Origin of the sequence: Sphingomonas hankookensis (assembly GCF_022664465.1) — a bacterium.
GTDB lineage: Bacteria > Pseudomonadota > Alphaproteobacteria > Sphingomonadales > Sphingomonadaceae > Sphingomonas > Sphingomonas hankookensis.
Window position 1 is genome coordinate 1 of the sequence record NZ_JAKREV010000007.1, and the last position, 18,812, is coordinate 18,812.

16 protein-coding genes and 1 pseudogene are annotated in these 18,812 nt (G+C 65.2%); 11 read left to right on the forward strand and 6 right to left on the reverse strand.

Translation table 11 applies throughout. The features are described from left to right. Together MF610_RS16210 and MF610_RS16215 are read left to right on the forward strand one after the other, a co-directional pair. Nucleotides 1-92, forward strand: a pseudogene (locus tag MF610_RS16210) (integrase catalytic subunit); the annotation flags it as partial. Between the two features lie 262 nt (nt 93-354). Next, on the forward strand, nt 355-1,020 hold the full coding sequence (locus MF610_RS16215) for an HAD family hydrolase (RefSeq protein WP_242200449.1): 666 nt from the start codon (nt 355-357) through the stop codon (nt 1,018-1,020). Nucleotides 1,021-1,183: 163 nt separating this feature from the next. Here MF610_RS16215 and MF610_RS16220 read toward each other — a convergent pair whose 3' ends face one another. Next, entirely contained in the window at nt 1,184-2,314 is a 1,131-nt protein-coding gene (locus MF610_RS16220) for a PIN domain-containing protein (RefSeq protein ID WP_242200464.1), read from the reverse strand. A gap of 315 nt (nt 2,315-2,629) precedes the next feature. Between MF610_RS16220 and MF610_RS16225 the strand changes: the two genes are divergently transcribed. From MF610_RS16225 to MF610_RS16250, 6 genes are read left to right on the forward strand one after another with little or no spacing between them, the layout of a single operon-like run. Next, a complete protein-coding gene (locus MF610_RS16225; protein WP_242200481.1) occupies nt 2,630-3,223 on the forward strand; it encodes a DUF1826 domain-containing protein in 594 nt (197 codons plus the stop codon). Between the two features lie 20 nt (nt 3,224-3,243). Then, nucleotides 3,244-5,343 (forward strand): TonB-dependent siderophore receptor, encoded by a 2,100-nt coding sequence (locus MF610_RS16230; protein WP_242200484.1) that lies wholly within the window; start codon nt 3,244-3,246, stop codon nt 5,341-5,343. Nucleotides 5,344-5,345: 2 nt separating this feature from the next. Continuing rightward, nucleotides 5,346-6,500, forward strand: a complete 1,155-nt coding sequence (locus MF610_RS16235; protein WP_242200487.1) for an ABC transporter substrate-binding protein — start codon at nt 5,346-5,348, stop codon at nt 6,498-6,500. A gap of 18 nt (nt 6,501-6,518) precedes the next feature. Next, complete coding sequence (locus tag MF610_RS16240; RefSeq protein ID WP_242200502.1) at nt 6,519-7,541, forward strand: FecCD family ABC transporter permease; 1,023 nt, start codon at nt 6,519-6,521, stop codon at nt 7,539-7,541. Continuing rightward, nucleotides 7,542-8,309 carry an ABC transporter ATP-binding protein gene (locus tag MF610_RS16245; RefSeq protein WP_242200519.1) on the forward strand — a complete coding sequence of 256 codons (768 nt, stop codon included), beginning with the start codon at nt 7,542-7,544 and terminating at the stop codon, nt 8,307-8,309. It begins immediately after the preceding gene. 26 nt (nt 8,310-8,335) lie between these two features. Beyond that, the gene (locus MF610_RS16250) at nt 8,336-9,139 is read left to right on the forward strand and encodes a DUF5829 family protein (RefSeq protein ID WP_242200534.1); all 804 of its coding nucleotides are present in this window, start codon (nt 8,336-8,338) and stop codon (nt 9,137-9,139) included. A 145-nt stretch (nt 9,140-9,284) separates the two neighbouring features. Here MF610_RS16250 and MF610_RS16255 read toward each other — a convergent pair whose 3' ends face one another. The 3 genes from MF610_RS16255 to MF610_RS16265 all read right to left on the reverse strand — a co-directional run bounded on the left by MF610_RS16255 (nt 9,285) and on the right by MF610_RS16265 (nt 13,479). Next, a complete protein-coding gene (locus MF610_RS16255) occupies nt 9,285-9,638 on the reverse strand; it encodes a hypothetical protein (RefSeq protein WP_242200537.1) in 354 nt (117 codons plus the stop codon). Nucleotides 9,639-10,192: 554 nt separating this feature from the next. Then, nucleotides 10,193-11,173 (reverse strand): DUF6607 family protein, encoded by a 981-nt coding sequence (locus tag MF610_RS16260; RefSeq protein WP_242200539.1) that lies wholly within the window; start codon nt 11,171-11,173, stop codon nt 10,193-10,195. An 11-nt stretch (nt 11,174-11,184) separates the two neighbouring features. Then, nucleotides 11,185-13,479 carry a TonB-dependent hemoglobin/transferrin/lactoferrin family receptor gene (locus tag MF610_RS16265; protein ID WP_242200549.1) on the reverse strand — a complete coding sequence of 765 codons (2,295 nt, stop codon included), beginning with the start codon at nt 13,477-13,479 and terminating at the stop codon, nt 11,185-11,187. Nucleotides 13,480-13,555: 76 nt separating this feature from the next. Between MF610_RS16265 and MF610_RS16270 the strand changes: the two genes are divergently transcribed. The 3 genes from MF610_RS16270 to MF610_RS16280 are packed head-to-tail and all read left to right on the forward strand — an operon-like array spanning nt 13,556 to nt 15,252. Then, the gene (locus MF610_RS16270) at nt 13,556-14,359 is read left to right on the forward strand and encodes a DUF4198 domain-containing protein (RefSeq protein ID WP_242200568.1); all 804 of its coding nucleotides are present in this window, start codon (nt 13,556-13,558) and stop codon (nt 14,357-14,359) included. A gap of 9 nt (nt 14,360-14,368) precedes the next feature. After that, complete coding sequence (locus MF610_RS16275; protein WP_242200571.1) at nt 14,369-14,833, forward strand: hypothetical protein; 465 nt, start codon at nt 14,369-14,371, stop codon at nt 14,831-14,833. Beyond that, nucleotides 14,830-15,252, forward strand: coding sequence for a hypothetical protein (locus MF610_RS16280; protein WP_242200574.1), 423 nt, complete (start codon nt 14,830-14,832; stop codon nt 15,250-15,252). The genes MF610_RS16275 and MF610_RS16280 overlap by 4 nt, the downstream gene beginning before the upstream one ends. A gap of 30 nt (nt 15,253-15,282) precedes the next feature. On the opposite strand, the gene MF610_RS16285 is transcribed toward MF610_RS16280, so the two are convergent. After that, entirely contained in the window at nt 15,283-17,487 is a 2,205-nt protein-coding gene (locus MF610_RS16285; RefSeq protein WP_242200659.1) for a TonB-dependent siderophore receptor, read from the reverse strand. A 240-nt stretch (nt 17,488-17,727) separates the two neighbouring features. After that, nucleotides 17,728-18,711 carry an amidohydrolase family protein gene (locus tag MF610_RS16290; protein ID WP_242200674.1) on the reverse strand — a complete coding sequence of 328 codons (984 nt, stop codon included), beginning with the start codon at nt 18,709-18,711 and terminating at the stop codon, nt 17,728-17,730. Nucleotides 18,712-18,812 lie beyond the last annotated feature (101 nt).

Here is an 18,812-nt window from a genome sequence, read left to right on the forward strand (position 1 = left end):
CCCCCGACACGGCGACACCGCCATTGCCGGCCTCCGGTTCCGCTTCGCTGCACCTACGTCCGGCAATGGCGGCGGAGACGACAATGCACTAACTAACAACCCGGACCACACGGTGGGGGCTGCTCAGCCTAGTGGACCCACTTCCGGTCATTCACCGGCATCTTGATCTTTTCCCACACGCGGACGCTCGTTCAGCGCGGCTGGGGACGCGGACGGTGTTCAAATCGGCATCGTAACCGACGCCTGATCGTAAAGTCCGAGGCATAGCAAACGCAGCAGTTTACAATGGTCTATCCCGTGGTGCCGATCACCGTACGCCGTGCGTTGCAGCGTCAACTCAGGAGCGATGACACCATGGCCATCAAGGCAGTCCTTTTCGATATTGACGGCACACTCGTCGACAGTAACGACTATCACGTTGAGGCTTGGCAGACGGTGTTCATCCGGATCGGCGCGACGTTCGATGAGCGGGCGGTTCACGACCAGATCGGCAAGGGCACCGACATGCTGGTGCCGACTCTGCTCCCGGACACGGACGAAGCCGAGCAAGAGAGGATGGGCGAGGAGCACGGGCAGATATTCAAGTCGAAGTACCTGGAGAAGGTGACCCCTTTCGCCGCGGCCAGGGACCTCCTTCTAAAGGTCAAGGACAGCGGCCGGCAGGTCGTGCTGGCGTCCTCCGCGTCGTCGGAAGAGCTCGAGTATTACGTTAGGCTGTTGGATGCCGGTGAGATCGTCGGCGTCTCGACCACGTCGGACGACGTCGAGAGAACCAAGCCTGCCCCCGACATTTTCGCCACCGCTCTCGAGAAGCTTTCGTCGCTCGACGCCAGTGAGGTGATCGTCGTAGGTGACACGCCGTATGACATCGAAGCGGCTGCCAGGTGCGGCATCGCAGCCGTTGGCGTCCGATCGGGCAAGTTCAACGACCAGGTGCTTCGGGGTGCCGGCGCTGTAGCGCTGTACGACGATGTCGCTGCCCTGCTAGCTGATTTTGAGGCCTCGCCGTTGAACGGCTGAAGATCCGTGCGGGCCGTAACCGGGGCAGCGACGATGTCCACGATCATGGCCCGACTGACCCAATCTCGGCCGTTTACGCGCGATCGCCCGCTTCCCCTAAACGGTCATTCGTTCAACTGATTGTAGGTCTGCGCGAGAGCTCCTAGCTGCCGAACTCGGCTGATTAGTCCTCGTCGCCCCGCCAGTCCGGCTCCACGTAGCCGAAGTCCACCGCGACGTGCCGAGCCTCGACTTCGACGTCGATCGGCTCGGGATCGTCTTTCGCCTCCTTCAGAAATGTGGCCACTACTGGAAGCCGGAAGCGCTCTGTCACAGTCACCGAGTTCGAGCCGATGCCGATCTCGTCCCTGTCCACGTTGTCCTCCACGTAAAAGGAGAAGTTGGTCGTGAACTCGGCCTCCATCTCGATCTCGGTAGCGATACTTATCGTATCATCGTCAGCGGCGACGACGTCGCAGGTCGCGTCCTCCGGGAAGGCGACCGAAATTAGCGAGGACGCCTCATTCTCCTCCTCGTAAAAGTAAGGCGCACCCGCGATGACTTCGTAATCCTCCACCATTCGGGTCAGGGGACCATGGAGCGCTGCAAGCAGCAGGTTGGCATTCCCGCCTCGGATCACGCCTGCGATCCTCGCCGCTGCCACGCTGCTCTCCCGGTTGAAGAGGTTCAGGCCGGCCGCAAGTTCGGGGATGACGATCACACGGTCGGATTGCGCCGCATAGCTCTGCCAGTCTCCGTCCTTACTGACCGCGACGACGCGAGTGCCGCGCTCCGCGGCCCAGTTCTCAAGAGACAGCAGGGCGATGGCGTCCGGGAATTCACTCTTCTTGCCCACTTTGTTGGAGAACGGCGGGCGCTGGCCGAAGTATCGGTCAGCCATCTCCGCCACCGACACACCCTCGTCCACTCCAAGCCGGTCGGCACCGACGCGATCGACAAATCCATCGACAAGCTCCCGGGCGCGGTCGGCCGGGGGTCTCGCCACGCCGAGAGCCTTCAGCGCTGCCGGGATGTCGTCACCGCCGCTCCAAGCCTTGAGGTACTGGTTTACCCCGGCACGGGCCTTCTCGGCCGCCAGCGCGATGTCCCGCGCGATGTGCGAAGCCACCTCGCCGAGCGTTATCTCCGATAGGAGCACCGTAATCGCGGTGCCGCGGAATTGCTCGAGTGCGGTAAGCTGCCTGTATGCAAGGTTGCAGCCGAACTGGTCGAACGTAGTCGTGTCGAGCGTTATGGCACCGATCTCCTCAGCGTCTACCAAGCGCTGAACCTCGTCGATCTTCAAAACGGGCATGGTCGGGTCCAAAGAAATTGGTGCGGAGGCCACGAAGATACATCCTGTCCTGCGCAGCCGCCAGGACCCACAAGACGACATTCGCGCATTAAATCCTCCTTCTATATTCCTGACATTCGTTCCGCTTCGGCCTTAGCGGCGCCGTCCTGACTGCGATCCGCGCAGCATCGTTGGATGATGGGCGCAAACGTATGGGCGAAGTGCAGAACCATGGATTGATCACTCGACAACGCGGCATCACGACGCTAATCCGATGTCATGTTATCTTGTTACATTCCCGACCCGTTAAGCGCTGCACCTACCACTCGATCAGACGTGGCGTGGGGAAGCGACCTCTACGCGATCGCTGATCCGACGAGTAGCCTTGCGATCTGGCGCCGATCGACCGCTACCGCCGCGTTTAGTCCAAGGAACCTCAGCCAGGTCGACGACCTATCGGATGAATTCGCCGTCGCGACACTGGCGTTCGACCTGCCGAAGCGTATGAGCGATGCCGGCTATGAAACGCCGGGAATGGACGCGCTTGCCAGCGACATTGCCAGTCTCGCCACGCGGTTTTCGCAGATCATGGATATCGATCGGGTCGCGCTCCGACTGGAGGTCGTCGAAACCGATGCCTGCCGCCGCCTCCACGCCGATTATGTCACGGCGCGGCTGATCTGCACATATGTCGGACCGGGTACGCAGTGGCTCGACGCCGCCGATGCGGTCGCGCTGGCGGCGGGCGCCGATCCTGAGACGCTGACGATCCGTGAAATCGGAACCGGCGACGTGGCGATCTTCAAGGGGCGGCTCTGGTCGCCAGATGCACCGGCCATTCATCGCTCGCCACCGATCGCCGGGACCGGGGTGCAGCGGCTGGTGCTCGTCATCGACCCCGCCGCGGCGTCGCCGATCGCACACGCCTGATCATTCTTTCGGGGGACAGCATGTACATCTTACATCGAGCCGCACTGTGCGCGGTCGCCTGCGCACCCGGCATCGCGGTCGCGCAGGAGACGCCTACCGAGAACGAGATCCTCGTCCTCGGCACTCGCGAACAGGGCTATCGCGCAACCGTCGCGCCGCAGACGAACAAGTCGACGACGCCGGTCAAGGAAACGCCCTTCTCCGTCCAGGTCGTCACCCGCGAACTGATCCGCGACCGCGGCATCACGACCATCGGCGAGGCGCTGCGCTATGTCCCCGGCTTCAGCCCGCAGGTCGGCTTCGGTGCGTCGAACGACCGCTTCTACATCCGTGGGTTCATCACGCCGTACAATCTGAAGAACGGGCTGCGGCGATCGGCCTATGCGCCCGACGAGCAGTTGCAGAATGTCGAGCAGGTGGAGGTACTGAAGGGGCCTGCGTCCGCGCTGTACGGCCGGTTCGAGCCCGGCGGCGTCGTCAATTTCGTCACCAAGAAGCCACTGGCGACGCCGTTCGCCGAAGTCTCCGCGCTCTACGGGTCTTTCGATCACCTGCGCCTGACCGCCGATGTGTCGAGCCCGATCACCGACACGCTGGGCGTCCGCATCAACCTGTCGCGCGATACCCGCGACGGCTTTCGCGACTTCGTCTTCGCGCGCGACGTGTTCGTAGCGCCGGTGGTGCAATGGAAGCCGTCCGATCGGACCACGATCACGGTAGAGGGCGAATATGCCCACAAGCGGGGCTATTTCGACCGCGGCTTCGCCAACGATCCGATTTTCCTCCTCGCCCCGCGCGAGCGCCAGTACGGCGAACCCGATGCGCGCTATACCAATACGGGCGGGATCGGCAGCCTGTTCGTCGATCAGCGCTTCTCCGACGCGCTGTCTGGGCGCATCGCGGTCGGCTATTCGGACTTCACCAAGGACAGCTTCTACTACGCCTATGGCTTCCCACCGATCAGCCGCGCCGATCCCGTGCGGCCGCGGGTCAACCGGCGACCGACGCTCGCCTACGACCGTCAGCGCGACCTGACCGCGCAGGGCGAGCTCTATGCCCGCTTCACGACTGGTGCGGTCGAGCACAAGGCGCTGGCCGGCGTCGAATATGGCTATGACCGTTGGCGCTTCGACGTCCGCACGCCGCCGTTCGGGGTCAATATTCCGGTGGATTTTTTCGCGCCCGTCTATGGCCAGCGCGCGACGGCGAACGTGCTGGTGTCCAACGGCAGTTGGGACAGCGATTCGACCGCGATCTATGCGCAGGACGAGCTGAAGTTGGGCGACCTGCGGCTGCTTGTCGGCGGACGCTACGACTGGAACCGCCTGCGGAACCGCAACGTCCTGACCGGCAGCGGCGATGCGCCGACCGGTCGCGGCGCCTTCAGCCCGCGCGCCGGGGTCACCTGGACTCCGGTGCCGGCGGTGTCGCTCTATGCCAGCTGGTCGCGCTCGTTCCGCGGTCAGGTCGATGTCGGCCGGCTGCGCGACGGTGCCCTCCCCCGCCCGCTGATCGGCGAAAGCTGGGAGGCCGGCGCCAAAGGCAGCTTCCTGAGCGGACGCCTGACCCCGACGATCGCGCTGTTCGATATCACCCGCCGCAATGCTGCGGTGTCCGACCCGGCGGACTTCGACCTCGTGCTCCAGATCGGCCGATCGCGCTCGCGCGGCGTCGAGGTCGAGGTGCCGGCGGTCATCACCCCGCGCTGGCGGGTCATCGCCAATTACACCCACCTCGACGCGACGGTCGAGGCGGACAGTTTAGTCGCGCCGGGCACCCGGCTGGTCAACGCGCCGCGCCATTCGGCCAGCCTGTGGACGACCTACGACCTCGCCGGGCGGCTGCGCGGCGCCAGCATCGGCCTTGGCGCCCAGCACATCGGCGAACGCGCGGGCAACACCAGCAATTCGATCACCCTGCCCGCCTACACGCGGATTGACGCCAATCTCGCCCATGACTTCGACGCCGGCTTCGGGCCGCTCCGGGCACAGCTCAACGTCCTCAACCTGTTCGATCGCTTCTATTACGACAGCGGCGGCGCGTTCATCCCGCTCTACCCCGGCGCGCCGCGGACGGTGACGGCGAGCCTGGCGTACCGGTTCGGCGGCGCGCGGCGGTGAGGATGGCGGCGCTCGCGATCGGCTTGGCGGTGGCGGGGTGCGATGCCCTGCCGCCCCAGCCATCGCGGGTCGCCATCACGGGCGGGCGTGAGATCGCGATGCCGCACGCGCGCACCTTCCGCGTCGTCGCGCGGGACGGATACCGTGTCGTCGACCTGAAGGCGTCGGTCGTCGGCTGGGGCGGTACTGCGATCGGCGAGGAACAGTTCCAGCGACTGGTGCTGGTGCCGCGCGGCGTGCCTGCGCCGGCGCTGACCAGCGATCTTGCCGGCGCCAGGCTGATCCGCACGCCGGTGACGCGCCTTGCCAGTAACGCCGTCTTTCACGAGGCGATCACGAAGGTGCTCGGCGTCAACGACCGACTGGTCGCGGTCGGTGGGACCAAGTCCTGGGACGATGCCCTGCGCGCGCGGGTTCGCGCCGGCGCGGTGCGCCAGATCGGCTATGGCTGGCACAGCCCGCCGCAGCTCGATGCACTGGTCGCCGCCCAGCCCGAGGTGCTGCTGATGACGATGGGCGACATGCGCTCGGTCGGCGCCAAGCCGCGGATCGAGTCGCTCGGCATCGCCGTCGTGCCGATCTTCCTAGACAACGAGGCCGATTACATGGGCCGCGTCGATTATGTACGGCTGATCGGCATGCTTGTCGGCCGCGAGGCACAGGCCGATGCCTTCGCCGCCATGGTCGCCCGCAACATCGCCGCGCTGAAGACCGCCGCCGCCGCCCAGCCGACGCGCAGCGTGCTTTCGGCCTGGTTCGCCGGCGCCGATCGCTGGAACCCGACCGTGCGTAATGCGGACGCGCAGCTGCTGCGCGATGCGAACGGCCGCAACCTGTTCGCCGAGCCCGACGATCCGGCGCGCGACAGTTTCCCAGGCGGTGACGACCGAACAGCTGATCGCCAGGGCGCGCGATGCCGACTGCTGGATCCTGCGCGACACCCATTCCGCGCTCTTCACCGACCTGTCCGTCCTGCGCCGCTTCCGCGCCTATCGCGACGGCTGCCTGTTCGCTGCCGATGGGATGACCAAGCCCGATTCCGATGCCTTCGACCTGTACGAGACAGCCGTGATCCGCCCCGACCTGATCCTGGGCGACCTGGTCCGCATGCTGCATCCCCGCCTGCGCGACCGGCCGTTTCGCTACATTCGCCCTGATACAAAGGTGCCGCGATAATGCGCGTCCTGCTCGGCAATGTAGCGCTTGCCTTCGCAGCACTGGCCGCCGCGCTGTTCGCGCTATCCTCGGGCGCGATCGCGATACCGGTCGACGCGGTGCTCGCCGCACTGGCCGGCCGCGGCGATCCGGGCATAATTCAGATTGTCACCGACCTGCGCCTGCCGCGCGTCGCGACCGCAATAATCGCGGGCAGCGCGCTGGGGATCGCCGGTGTGTTGATGCAGGCGCTGTTCCGCAACCCGATGGCGGATGCCTGGTCGCTCGGGCTGACCGCCGGGGGGCAGCTGGGCGTGGCGCTGCTCGTCACCGCCGCCGCCTTCGCCGGGCCGAGCGCGATCGCTGCGCTCCGCGCGCTAGAGGGGCTGTCGATCACGGCGGGGGCGATGGTCGGGATCGCCGTCTTCGCGCTCGTCATGGCCAGCCTTGCGCGGCGTGTCGGCACGGTGACGCTGCTCGTCGTCGGGCTGATGCTGGGATTCACCGTGCAGGGCATCGTCAGCGTCGTCATCCACTTCGCCAATCGCGTCGGCGGGCGCGTCTTCTCGGGCTGGAACGACGGCAATTTCGCCAGCGTCACGCCCGCCGACCTGCCGATGCTCGCGGCGCCGGTCGCAGTAGGCGTCGTCCTCGCGCTGGTCAGCGCCAAACCGCTGACCGCGCTGCTCCTCGGCGAAACCTATGCAAAGAGCCTCGGCACCGACGTCACCCGGCTGCGCCGCCTGACATTGACCGCCGTCGTCCTGCTCGTCGCGCCCGTCACAGCCTTTTGTGGGCCGGTGACATTCATCGGGCTGATAGTGCCGCATTTCGCGCGCGCAATCGCCGGCAGCGCGCGGATCCTGCCTTTGCTGTCGCTTGCCGGGCTGTCGGGCGCATTACTGGCGCTCGCCGCCGACATCGTCGTCCATGCGCCCTGGGAACAGCATTTCCTGCACCTCAATGCGGTGCTGGCGCTGGTCGGTGCGCCGGTCGTCATCGCGCTGCTGATCTTCTCGCCGTCGATGCGGGGGCAACGCTAGATGCTGCGGCTATCCTCGCTTTCGGTCGGCTATTCGGGCGCGCGCGGGCGCGTGCTCGGCGGACTCGACGTCGGTGTCGCGCCGGGCAGCTTCGTCTGCGTGCTGGGGCGCAACGGCGCGGGCAAGTCGACGCTGATGCGCACGCTCGCCGCACTCCAGCCCGCGCTCGGCGGGGCGGCGCTGCTGGATGACGAGGACATCGCCGCGATGCGCCCGCGGACCCGCGCGCGCCGCGTCGCCGTGGTCCTGACCGAACGCGCCGCCAGTCCCGGGCTGAGCGTTGACGACGTCGTCTCGCTCGGCCGCCAGCCCTTCACCGGCTGGCAGGGGCGCTTGTCCTCCGACGACCGCGCGCAGGTCGCCGCGGCGCTGGCCGTATCGGGAGCGAGCGCCTTCGCCGGCCGCCTGTTCGACGATCTGTCCGACGGCGAGCGCCAGCGCGTGATGATCGCGCGTGCCATCGCCCAGGCGCCGCGGCTGATGATCCTTGACGAGATCACTGCCTTCCTCGACCTGCCCGGCCGCGTCGAGACGATGGCGCTGCTGCGCGAACATGCGCGGGCGACCGGCGCGATCGTGCTACTCTCCAGCCACGACCTCGACCTGTCGCTGCAACTCGCCGACAGTGTGTGGCTGCTCGACGGCACCGGCGGTCTGGCTGTCGGCCCCTCTGCGGAACTGATCGCCAGCGGCCGCATCGGTGCCGCCTTCGACACACTGTCGGTGCGCTTCTCCGCTGCGCTCGGCCGCTTCGAGCTGGTCGCATGAGGGGCGTACTTGTCGCGACCGCCCTCTTGGCCGCGTCGGCCGCTCAGGCGCGCCCGGCGCTCAACCATATCTATGTCGTGCTCGATCAGGCGACGTTCGATGCGCTGCGCAGCGACCCGCAGGTCACCCGCATACTGGGACCGAGCGACGCCGGCCTGCCCGATTACGCGCGCCCCCGCGCGGACGCCGACCGCATCTTCCTGCGCGGGCGCACCACCTATCTGGAGCTCTTCGCACCGAGGAACCGCTTCAACGAACCGATCGGGAAAGTCGGCATCGCCATCGCCGAAGACCGTCCGCGCGATTTCGAGGCGCTGGCGAAACGGTGGCAGATCCATTGCCCAACCCGCTTCAGCCGCGCCACCGTCGCCTGGACGCGCAGCCGACCGCCGATCCCCTGGTACGACTCCGTCCAATGCGATGAGACCGCGGTCGCCAAGGACCTGTCGATCTGGGCGGTGGTCTACCAGCCCGCGTTCGGACGGTGGCAGACGGGATCGCAAGCGACCGATCGACGAACGATGCTCGCGCCGCGCAGGAGAGCGGGTCAGGGTCAGTTCGACGTGACCGGATTGGTCCTGTCGATCCCCGCCGCGGATCATCGGCACATCGCGCGACAGCTGGCCGCGGCCGGACTCAGCCGCACCGATCGCGAGGGCCGGACAGTGCTTCGCGGCGACGGCTGGACGATCACTCTTCAGTCCTCAAGCAACACCAGCGCCGCGATCACGGCCATTCGAATGCGGGTTCGCACGACGGAAAAGTCGATACTGCGATTGGGTAGCAGCTTGCTGAAATCTGGATGGCGTAAAGCCGCACTAAAATTTTGACCCACAATCGGCCATTTACGCCAGATCGTGGCCGACCCGAAAGTGGACGTTCGTCAAAGCAGGATACTAAGGTCGAAACTCGGCCATCAGCAGACTGTCGAGCTTACGCTCGTTGGCGCGACATACGATCGGTTGCGGCCGGAAATTAATTTTTAAGAGCGACATATCGACTGCTACGCTGGCTACACCCAGTGCAGGCTTCTGCCTGCCATATGCCGTTTGCGCGAACTTGAAATAGCGATTTGGGCGGCTCGGCAACGCGAAGAAAGCGACTGAGATCGAGGGGCAGCGCCAGCTTGCATCTCACGCAGCGCAGCTCGAGAGTGATCTCGTCCTCAATCGCCTCGCTTAAGAGGAAAGGCCAAATCCACTCGGCCGGGATTTCCCGGCGGTCGATGTTCCCTGCATGCAGTCGCTGCTGCGGCAGCAAATTGGCGATGTCGTATCCTCGCCATACGCATCGACGAGCCCAATTGGTCTCTGAAATCAGCGACGACATCGTGTCGGCGCGCGCTCAAGCACTTCATATCGCGCAACGTGGCCGCAGTGGAGCAGATCCGCCACACGTCGTTCAACGCTATCTTTCGCCGTGGCGGCCTTTTCGCATTTGTCGAACCGTGAACGAACGCGCCTCCCAAACTCTTTGCTCTGACCGACATAGATCGGTGTCCCGGCGGGGTTCCCGAGCTTATCTGGGTATCTGGGGTCCCGGATCAGGTATGTGATCCATCCGCCCTCCGCCTCTGCCGCACGCGCTCGAGCAACTTCTTCGTCGACGAGAGCGGCAACGCGACGGCGTTCAGGATCGGTCTGGTAGCGCACCACTGCGACAGACTAGAGGAGTGTGAGTTCAACGAATAGGTCATAACCTGCAGATCGGTCGAACGGCCGCTGCTCTTGCGTCGCCGGCCGCGCGACCTCGCTTCGCTAGGGTTTGAAAGCGAAGTTTCGCCTAATTGATCGCCTACAAGACCCATTTGCGGACGTTCGAAGTGCCATAGACCCTTCCCAACTACTGCCATTCGTTCATGTTTGATCCCGTAATGGTGTCAGCTATTGGCGAGTTCCCGTCGGTATCAAGCTGGCAGCTTCAGCTGCTGCGCCGTTGGCCGTTGCCTCGCCTGACAGGATGTCTTCCGCCAGCAGCATAAGTTCGTGCGCCGTCGACGAACCGACATCGGCGACCTCGACCAGCGTTAGGCCCGACGCGCGGCGGATCGCCGCATCCCAATCGGCGCGGACCGACGCCCAGTAATCCTTGGTCTTGTCCCAATACTGGTCCGCCGCCTTGATCGGGAAGTCGTTGGCGGGGACGTAGGTGTTGACGACATACTCGTGAACGAACGTCACTGACCGACCGTCCTTCGTACCGATCTTGGCGTTGTCCTGCTCGTGCACCCAGCCTGCCGGGGTCAGGACGTGACGATTGATCCCAACATAATGATCGTAAGGCGGATTACGCGTGGCGTCGCGGCGGGCGAGCGGCCGGCGGGTTTCGTCGCTGGTCCAGCGGGTCGCACCATCGTCGTAGCGCCAGCGACCGATCCCACCGTACCGAGGTGAATCATCGGTCTGCCACACGGTTTGCGACCAGGCGCCGCGCCGTTCCTTCTCGGGCACCGGACGCAGGGCCCAGCGACCCGGACCGACATAGACCAGCACGGTCGCCGGCTGCCACGTCCAGTCCTGTCGCCAATGCTTGATGACCATCGTCTTGCCGTTGCCGTCGTTCACCACCAACAAGTGCTGGAGGACGACATGGTCCGGCGTATCAACGACCGCGCGCACCACTTCGTGCCCACCGCTGACCTTGGCCGGGTACGGTGTGTAGCCTGCGACCAATGGCGTCGTCTCGCGCATGTCGAACGTCACCTTGAAGGTGCCGGCCATCCTCAGGATCGCGGCATGGTCACGCCGCTGGTCGCCATATTGGGCGGTGACGATAGGGGTCGGGGCCGCGGCCTGAGCCAGAGCGGGCGACGTCGTCAGCGTGGCGAGGCTCATCGCGGCGAACAGGAAATAGGAATGCTTCATCGGATCGGACCTCACAGGACGAGGGACAGGGAGATGCCGGCATTGCGGCCCGGCTGTGAAAAGGCGTCGCGGATGGTCGACGTCGACGTCAGCCCGCGCACGTCGCTCCACCAGAAATAGCGCTTGTCGGTGATGTTGAAGATGCCGGCGCGGATCGTCGTCGCCTCGCGGATGCGCAGCGACGCGGTGGCACCGAACACCCAGAATCCGCCGGGTGTGAAACAGGACGTGCCGGGCACCGCCGGCCGGGTGCCCGTCGCCGGCTGCGCCGCGACGTTGCAGCTGTTGTTGGTGTCGGACAGATCCTTGCCGGCGGAATGCGTCGCGACGAATTCGGCACGGAACGGGCCGTCGTCAGGCTGGTAGAACAGACCGGCGACCACCTTGACCGGTTCGACGCTGTCGAGCGGCAGGGTGCCGGCGACGTCATCGGTGCGCGCCCTGCCCTTCGCATAGGAAGCGGCCGCGCGGACGCCGACGCCGATCGGCAGCCGCGCCTCGCCCCGCGCCTCCAACCCTTCGATCGTCACCCGGCCGCGGTTGATGAACTGGTAGACGGCGGGATTGGCCGCGGTGAACGCGCCGGACACCTGCACCTGATCGATGAAGTTGCGGAAGCGGCTGCTGAACGCCGTACCACTCAGCGACCAGCGCGTCCCTGTCAGGCGGATACCACCCTCGATGCTCTCGCTCGTCTCCGGCTCCAGATCGGGATTGGGGATCGAGCGATAGTTGGCGACGATATTGGCGAACCCGTTGTTGATCTGGTTCGGCTCGGGCGGCTTGAAGCCTTGCCCGTAATTGGCGAACAGCCTGATGCTATCGGTCACCCGCGCCACCGCACCCAGGCGGGGCGTAACCCGCGATCCGCTCTGTCCGCGGGGCACGAAGGTCGTGAACAACGGATCGTTCTGCGGATCGAGCCGGTAATGATCGAACCGGATCGCCGGGAACAGTGTCAGCAGGCCATCGGCAACCGCGATCTCGTCCTGCGCGAACACCCCGACCAGTTCGTAATCGGTCGTCGGAAAGGCGCGGGTCGGATAGGCTTCGCCCGCGGGCGGCACCGTGCCGCCGCGCACGCCCGTCTGGCGGGTCTTCGAATAATCGGCCCCATAAGCGAACAGGTGCGTCGCCGGGCCGGTCGTGACCCGGCTCTCAAGTTGCAGCGTGCCGCCATAGACCTCGTTGTCGAACCGGTTGATGCGGATGCGGTCGGTCCCGACCCGGTCCTCCCACCCGGTCTGCACGGTGCCGCTCTTCTGGTAATAGGCCGCGGCACGCACCCCGCTGACGAAGCCATCGCCGACATATCGATAATCGATCGTGCCACGGTTGCGCGCGGTGGTGTCGCGTGCCTGGAGCCCCAGCACCGCCGTCGCCGCCAGCGGAGCAGCAGTAACCTTGGTGATCGCGCTTAGCACGTTCGTATCCACGACGGCGTCGAACCGTTCATAGGTCAACCGCACCCGGTGCGCATCGCTCGGGCTCCAGACGAGGCGACCGAGCACCGCGTTGGAGGCGATGTCCTGCGGGTTGGGCGTCGTGCGATCGGTATTGGCGCTGTCGTTGCCGCCCTTGTTATCCAGTTCGTGGCCGTCGCGCCGCGTATAGGTGAGCATTGCCTGCAGGTCGCCTTGCCGACCGGCCACGACCAGCCCCTTGGTCCAGCTGTCGTCCGACGAATCATAGCCGACCCGGGCCCCGCCGCCGACCAGACGGCCGTCGTGCATGAAATCCTGCGGATCCTTGGTGATGAAGCTGACCGCCCCGGCCACGCCGTCGCTGCCGTACAATGCCGATGCCGGACCGCGCAGGATCTCCACCGACTTCAGCAGGTCGAGGTCGACATAATCGCCGCGCCCGACCGATTGCGCACCGAAGCTGAAGGCATCCGGCACCCGCACGCCGTCGACGGTAATCAGGACGCGGTTGCCTTCCAGCCCGCGGATGTTGAAGCCACTGTCGCGGTCGCGACCGGTCGACGAACCCGCCGCGGTGAACCGGGCCGGTGCCCGGCGTACCGCCACGCCGGGTTCGTAACGGACCAGATCCTTGATGTCGGTAATCATCCGGTCGTCGATCGTGGCGGCATCGATCACCGAAACGGTCTGCGGCACATCCTCGACCCGTTTCTGGCCGCGCGTCGCCGTCACGGTGACCTCGCTATCGCCGGGTGCTTGCTTCCCCCCATCGCCGGTGATCGCCGCAGGATGAACAACCGTCTGTGCCAGAGCCATGAACGGCAGGACGCAGAGGTTCAGGGCCGCGACGGCAACGCCGCGCAGCAGATATGCAGATGTCATTGACGCTTCCCCTTCTCGCCAAGGTGCGTTAATGCGAGTCACTATCGTTAGCAAGCGTTTGATTGGAGGGACGGGGATGCAACATTCGATCGGCAGGATTCGCGCGGGGTCGGCAGCGCTGGCGCTTGCCCTAGTATCGACCTCAACCGGGGCGCTGGCGCATATGCCCTACCTGTTGCCGGCCCAGTTCGACGTCGGCAGCCGGACGCAAGTAACGCTGGAAGCCTCCTTTACCGAAGACGCGTTCCGCCCCGAAGTCGCGATGCGCGACGCCCCGTTCGAAATCACCGCTCCGGACGGTCGAACCACCAGGCTGTCCCCGGCAACGTTGGCGGGCGACCGGACGATCGCGGAGGCGGCGCTGCCGGTCGACGGGATCTACCGGCTGTCGTCGGGGCAGCGCACCGGGCGTTCGGGCAAGATGTACCGCAAGGGGGACGAGTGGGTCATGGTCGACGAAGGCGCCACGCCGCCGCCGGGCGTCGAACCGGTCGATGTGCGCAGCATGACGCTCGCCGACGCCTATGTCTTGCGCGGCCGCCCCGGTTCGCCGGGTGCGCTGGCACCGCGCGGCAAGGCGTTGGAGATCCAGCCCCTCGGCGATCCCACGGCGCTCGCCCCGGGCAGGGCAGCCCGGTTCGCGATCCTCTACGACGGCAAGCCGCTGCCGGGGCAGCAGGTAACACTGTTCCGCGAGGCGGGCCTGTATGACGGTCGCAAGCAGGCCGGCACGGCGACCAGCGACGGTGCCGGGATCGTGACGCTGACACCGCCCGATCCCGGGCGATACCTGCTGCTCGTCCGCTATCGAACCGCCACGCCGCACGCCGCAGGCGGATACGCCATTTTCACGACGACGCTCGCCTTCGAGGCGGGGTGAGGAACCGACATGGCCTTCATGGAACGTATCGAGCAACCCGACACCGACGGCGAACTGGTCGTCGTGCGGTTGCTGCGGCATTATCGCGGCGTCCATGATCGCGATGAAGGCGGTGGTGCGCTGGCCAGCCTCGTCGCGCTGGGTCAGAAGCTGCGCCTTCCCCCGGCCGGCAGCGTGGCGTTGGCCAGCGTCTTCCAGCTTACCGAGGCGGTGCTGGGGCGAAGCCTCGTCACCGAATGCTGCTGTTCCTGCGACTACAGCGCGGACGAGCGTGCCGTCATCTGCCTCCTGGGTGCCCGCCTGCCGTGCATCGCCGGAACCGGTACCGTCGAGATACCCCATGGCCTGCCCGGGGCATTGGCATGGGCCATCCTGAGCGTCCGGTCGCTGTGCGGCACGATCCTCTCGCTACCCGCCCGCCCGTTGCCGGTCGGCGATCCGGGTTGCCCGTTCCACCACCCTGCCGGCGCGTGACGGCGATGGCGGCGCTCTACGACTATTTCGACCGGCACGTCCGCGACATGGCCCATGACGACATCTTCGTCCTGTCCGCCGTCCGGACATGGGTCTTCGCGGTCCGCAACGCGCGCTGTGCGCAGGCGATGCTGCGCAGCGGCTTCACCGCCCGCCGCGTCGGCGACGCCCTGTTGCCGTTCCTGTGCTCGATGACACTTCTCGACCACTATGGCTATGGTACGATGCGCTTCGCTGACGTCCGCTATCCGAACGTCAGCGACGACGAGGCGCGCGTCCTGGCGCTGTTCGGCGCGGCACGGGTGAGCGATCCGGGGCTGATCCGGATCGCCACCAGCCTAGTAAGCGACGATATGGCCCTGCAACTGGCGGGTGCCGCCGGAAAAGTCGCCGCCGCGATGTTACCGGCAGGATCGTGAGCGAACCGACCCTGCCGTTTCAGGCGCCGGTCAGAACCGGTAATTGGCGCTGACGGTGAAGTTGCGCGGGCGACCATAGCGATATTGCCCGAACGATCCGACCTGGCTGAAATAGGTCTTGTCGAGGACGTTATCGACGTTCGCCTGCACGCTGACCTGATCGTTCACGGCCAGACGCGCCATCAGGTTGACCAGCAGGAAGCCCCCCTGTTCGAACCGGAACGGAACCGCGGGCGTCGTGCCGGGGACGGTGCCGTTCGAATAGGCGGAGCTGCGATAGTTCGCACCGCCGCCGAAGGTCAGCCCGTTCAGGACGGACGGTACGGTATAGGTGGTGAAGGCCTTCAGCAGGCGACGCGGCTGGTCCGTATTGGCGTCGTTGTCGTTCGCATCGCGCGCCTTGAACTGGCTGTAGCCGACATTGACGTTCCAGTTGGGCAGCGGGCTGCCCGTCGCCTCGATCTCGAAGCCTTCGCTGACGACGCCGTCCGCCGCGCGGTATGGCTGGAACGGAATGCCCGAGCCCGGCCGCGTGATCGGCGTACCGTCGATCTGCCCCAGATTATCCTGCTCGATCCGGAACAGCGCGACCGACGTCTGCAACGCCTCGTTGAAGAACGCACTCTTCAACCCGACCTCGTACGCCTTGCCCCGGATGGGATCGAGCTGCTCGAAATTGCGGTCCTGCACGCTCTGCGGCAGGAAGATCGTGGTGTAGCTGGCGTACAGCCGGTGGTTCGGCGTCAGGTCGGCCAACGCCCCGACATAGGGGATGAACACGCCGCTGTCGCCATAGTCACGCTGCGTGCCATAGGCGACGCCCTTCTGGCGCCAGTTTGCGACGCGACCGCCGCCGATGACCTTCAGCCAGTCGGCGACGTTGACGCGCAGCGCCCCATAATAGCCGATCTGACGGATGCGTTCCTGCTCGACCCCGACGGTCGGGGTGCTGGAGAAGCCGGGATCGGGATACGAGTTCTCGTTCCAGTTCAGGAAATTGCCCGCCGGCGGAAACCGGAAGAATCCCAGCGGCGGAATTTCGTTCAGCGCGGCATAGGTGTCGGTCTGCCGGTTGATGACGCTGTTGAGGTAGCCGAGCACCAGTTCATGGTCGCGACCGAAGATCGTCAGCTTCCCCTTCAGCTGCGCATCATAGCTGTCCTGAATGCTTTCGCCGTCCGCCGAATACGGGTTGCTGCCCAGCCCCAGCCCCGTGGTGCGATCGACATTGCCGAACAGGTACAGGATGCGGGTATACTGGGTATTGCGCAGACGGTTGTAGTTGCCGGTCAGACTCCACCCTTCGCCGAAATCGTGACGCAGCGTGGCGAAGAAATTCTGGTTCTGCGTCGTCCACGTCGTCCAGGGCTGCGCCGTGCTCTTCGAACGATCCCATTCGGCGACGGTCCCGTCGCTGTAGAAGGTCGGCAGGCTGCCCCAGAACGCGCCCTTCGGTACGTTGCGCTGATGGCTGAACCCGACGCGAAGCAGCGTATCGTCGGTGATGTCGCCTTCCAGCGTGCCGTACAGGACGAGCTTGCGGTTGCTGTAGAAGTCGGTGAACGAATTGCCTTCTTCGTAACGGCCGACCGCGCGGACGCGCAGCGTGCCGTTGGGCACCACCGCGCCGCCGACATCGCCCGACACGCGCCACGTATCCCAGCTGCCATAGGCCGCGTTCAGGTAACCGCCCCATTCGGCACGGTCGGCGTGCTTGCGCACCAAGTTGATCGATGCCGACGGATCGCCCACGCCGCTCAGCAGCCCGGTGGCGCCGCGCACGATCTCGACCCGTTCGTAGATTGATACGTCGGCGATGGTTTCGCCGCGATCGCCGCCCAGCGCCCATGCGGTCGGAACCCCGTCGATCTGCGTGTTCTGGATATCGAAGCCGCGTGCGAAGAACGAGTTTCGCACGTCGTCGCTTTCATTCACCGCGACGCCGACGCCGTTTTCGATCACGTCGCGAACGCTGATCAGGTTCTGGTCGAGGATACGCTGCGCGGTGACGATGCTGACCGACTGCGGCGTCTCGCGCACGGTCAGCCCCAGCCCTGTCGCCGTGTCGATCCGATCGGGGAGCGTATACCGTCCGCTGACGACGATATCGTCACTTTCTTGCGTCTGCTCTGTTTCCGGTGAAGCGCCGTTTCCGGTTGGTTGCTGGGTGGTCTGTCCTGTCGCCGGCAAGGAAACTACTAGCAAGGCACAACCCGACAACCATAACGTCTTCATTTCATTCCCCGATCATATCCAGCCCATCCGAGCGAGCCTTAGATCCCGCCGCTACATCTATTGCGACTAGCTAGCAATAGCAGATTTCAGGATGATATTGACGTGCCGGTGACGCAGGCCGCCTCGACCCAATTATGGACATTCAAAGCGAGCAGGTAGCTTTCCTGAAACGGCCGTTCGTTAATCGGGCAATCCGGGGACCGTGATCTTACGATTGGCGCTCATAGGGTCGAGCCTAGGCTACTTTGGCCCCGTCAGACGCTCCCAATTTGCGAAGGCGAAACCACGGCGCGCTGCGTCGTCCAAGTCGATGGTCTCGAGGAAGCGACGTGGCTCACCGCCCGGCCGGTACTGGTATGGGAAGTCGGTCGAGAACAACAGACGATCCGGGCCAACGATCTCCAGGCACTGCCGCAGATAGGCTTCACTCCACATGCCGCTGCCGGTGACGTAAAGGTTGCTGCGCGCATATTCATACAGCGATCGCCCAAGCTCGAGGGCTCGGCCCATCACAGCCGATGTTCGCTCGAGGTAGAACAGCACCACCTCGCCCCAATGGCCAAGGATGATCTGCAGCGCTGGCAATTCGTCGAAGACACCCGCAGCCGCGAGCCTGACCCATTCCAAGCCTGCTTCATAGTGCCAGCCTAGACCAAAGGCGGCGAGTGCGAGATCCGCCCTCTCACTGATACCGGAATAATTGGACGCGCGTACGTCTGGTGCCGGCGTTTGGGGATGGATGAATAGAGGAACGCCCAATTCCTCAGCTTTTGCCAGCATTGGCCGCAGCGCCATGTGGTCGAGGTGCCGATCACGTGTGCGGCCGCAGAGCAGCGCTCCCTTCAACCCAAGCTCTTTCACGGCACGTTCCAGCTCGCGGGGGGCGGCATCTGGATCGGATGTCGGAAGAGCCGCGAAACCCTGAAAGCGTGTGGGATGACGCGCACACGCATCGGCAATCAAATCGTTGACCCGCCGAGCAGACTCGACCGCCGGTTCAGGCTCGAGATTGTGTAGACCCGGCGTGGTAAGGGACAGCACTTGGACATCGACGCCCTGCTCGTCCATCAGCGCCAGGCGCCCCTCACCAAGGTCTGCCAGACGCTCACCTGTCACACCTCCGTCTGCGATGGCAGATACAGGGTCATGTGGAGGCGGCGCTGACGTCCAGGCGTCACGAACAATGTGTGGCAGGACATGTTCTTCGATGGCGATCAGGCGCATGGACGTCTCGCATATAGCTTAAGGGTAACCACCAAATCCGCCGCCGGGTTTCCTGATGCAAGCTCACCGGCTCGACGACGATCCGATCCGGCAGTGAGCAA

Excerpts from the sequence above, each read along its gene's own strand:
- MF610_RS16215 (WP_242200449.1), top strand. The coding sequence starts at position 355 with ATGGCCATCAAGGCAGTCCTTTTCGATATTGACGGCACACTCGTCGAC.
- MF610_RS16220 (WP_242200464.1), bottom strand. The coding sequence starts at position 2,314 with ATGCCCGTTTTGAAGATCGACGAGGTTCAGCGCTTGGTAGACGCTGAG.
- MF610_RS16230 (WP_242200484.1), top strand. The coding sequence starts at position 3,244 with ATGTACATCTTACATCGAGCCGCACTGTGCGCGGTCGCCTGCGCACCC.
- MF610_RS16235 (WP_242200487.1), top strand. The coding sequence starts at position 5,346 with ATGGCGGCGCTCGCGATCGGCTTGGCGGTGGCGGGGTGCGATGCCCTG.
- MF610_RS16240 (WP_242200502.1), top strand. The coding sequence starts at position 6,519 with ATGCGCGTCCTGCTCGGCAATGTAGCGCTTGCCTTCGCAGCACTGGCC.
- MF610_RS16245 (WP_242200519.1), top strand. The coding sequence starts at position 7,542 with ATGCTGCGGCTATCCTCGCTTTCGGTCGGCTATTCGGGCGCGCGCGGG.
- MF610_RS16255 (WP_242200537.1), bottom strand. The coding sequence starts at position 9,638 with ATGTCGTCGCTGATTTCAGAGACCAATTGGGCTCGTCGATGCGTATGG.
- MF610_RS16260 (WP_242200539.1), bottom strand. The coding sequence starts at position 11,173 with ATGAAGCATTCCTATTTCCTGTTCGCCGCGATGAGCCTCGCCACGCTG.
- MF610_RS16265 (WP_242200549.1), bottom strand. The coding sequence starts at position 13,479 with ATGACATCTGCATATCTGCTGCGCGGCGTTGCCGTCGCGGCCCTGAAC.
- MF610_RS16270 (WP_242200568.1), top strand. The coding sequence starts at position 13,556 with ATGCAACATTCGATCGGCAGGATTCGCGCGGGGTCGGCAGCGCTGGCG.
- MF610_RS16275 (WP_242200571.1), top strand. The coding sequence starts at position 14,369 with ATGGCCTTCATGGAACGTATCGAGCAACCCGACACCGACGGCGAACTG.
- MF610_RS16285 (WP_242200659.1), bottom strand. The coding sequence starts at position 17,487 with ATGAAGACGTTATGGTTGTCGGGTTGTGCCTTGCTAGTAGTTTCCTTG.
- MF610_RS16290 (WP_242200674.1), bottom strand. The coding sequence starts at position 18,711 with ATGCGCCTGATCGCCATCGAAGAACATGTCCTGCCACACATTGTTCGT.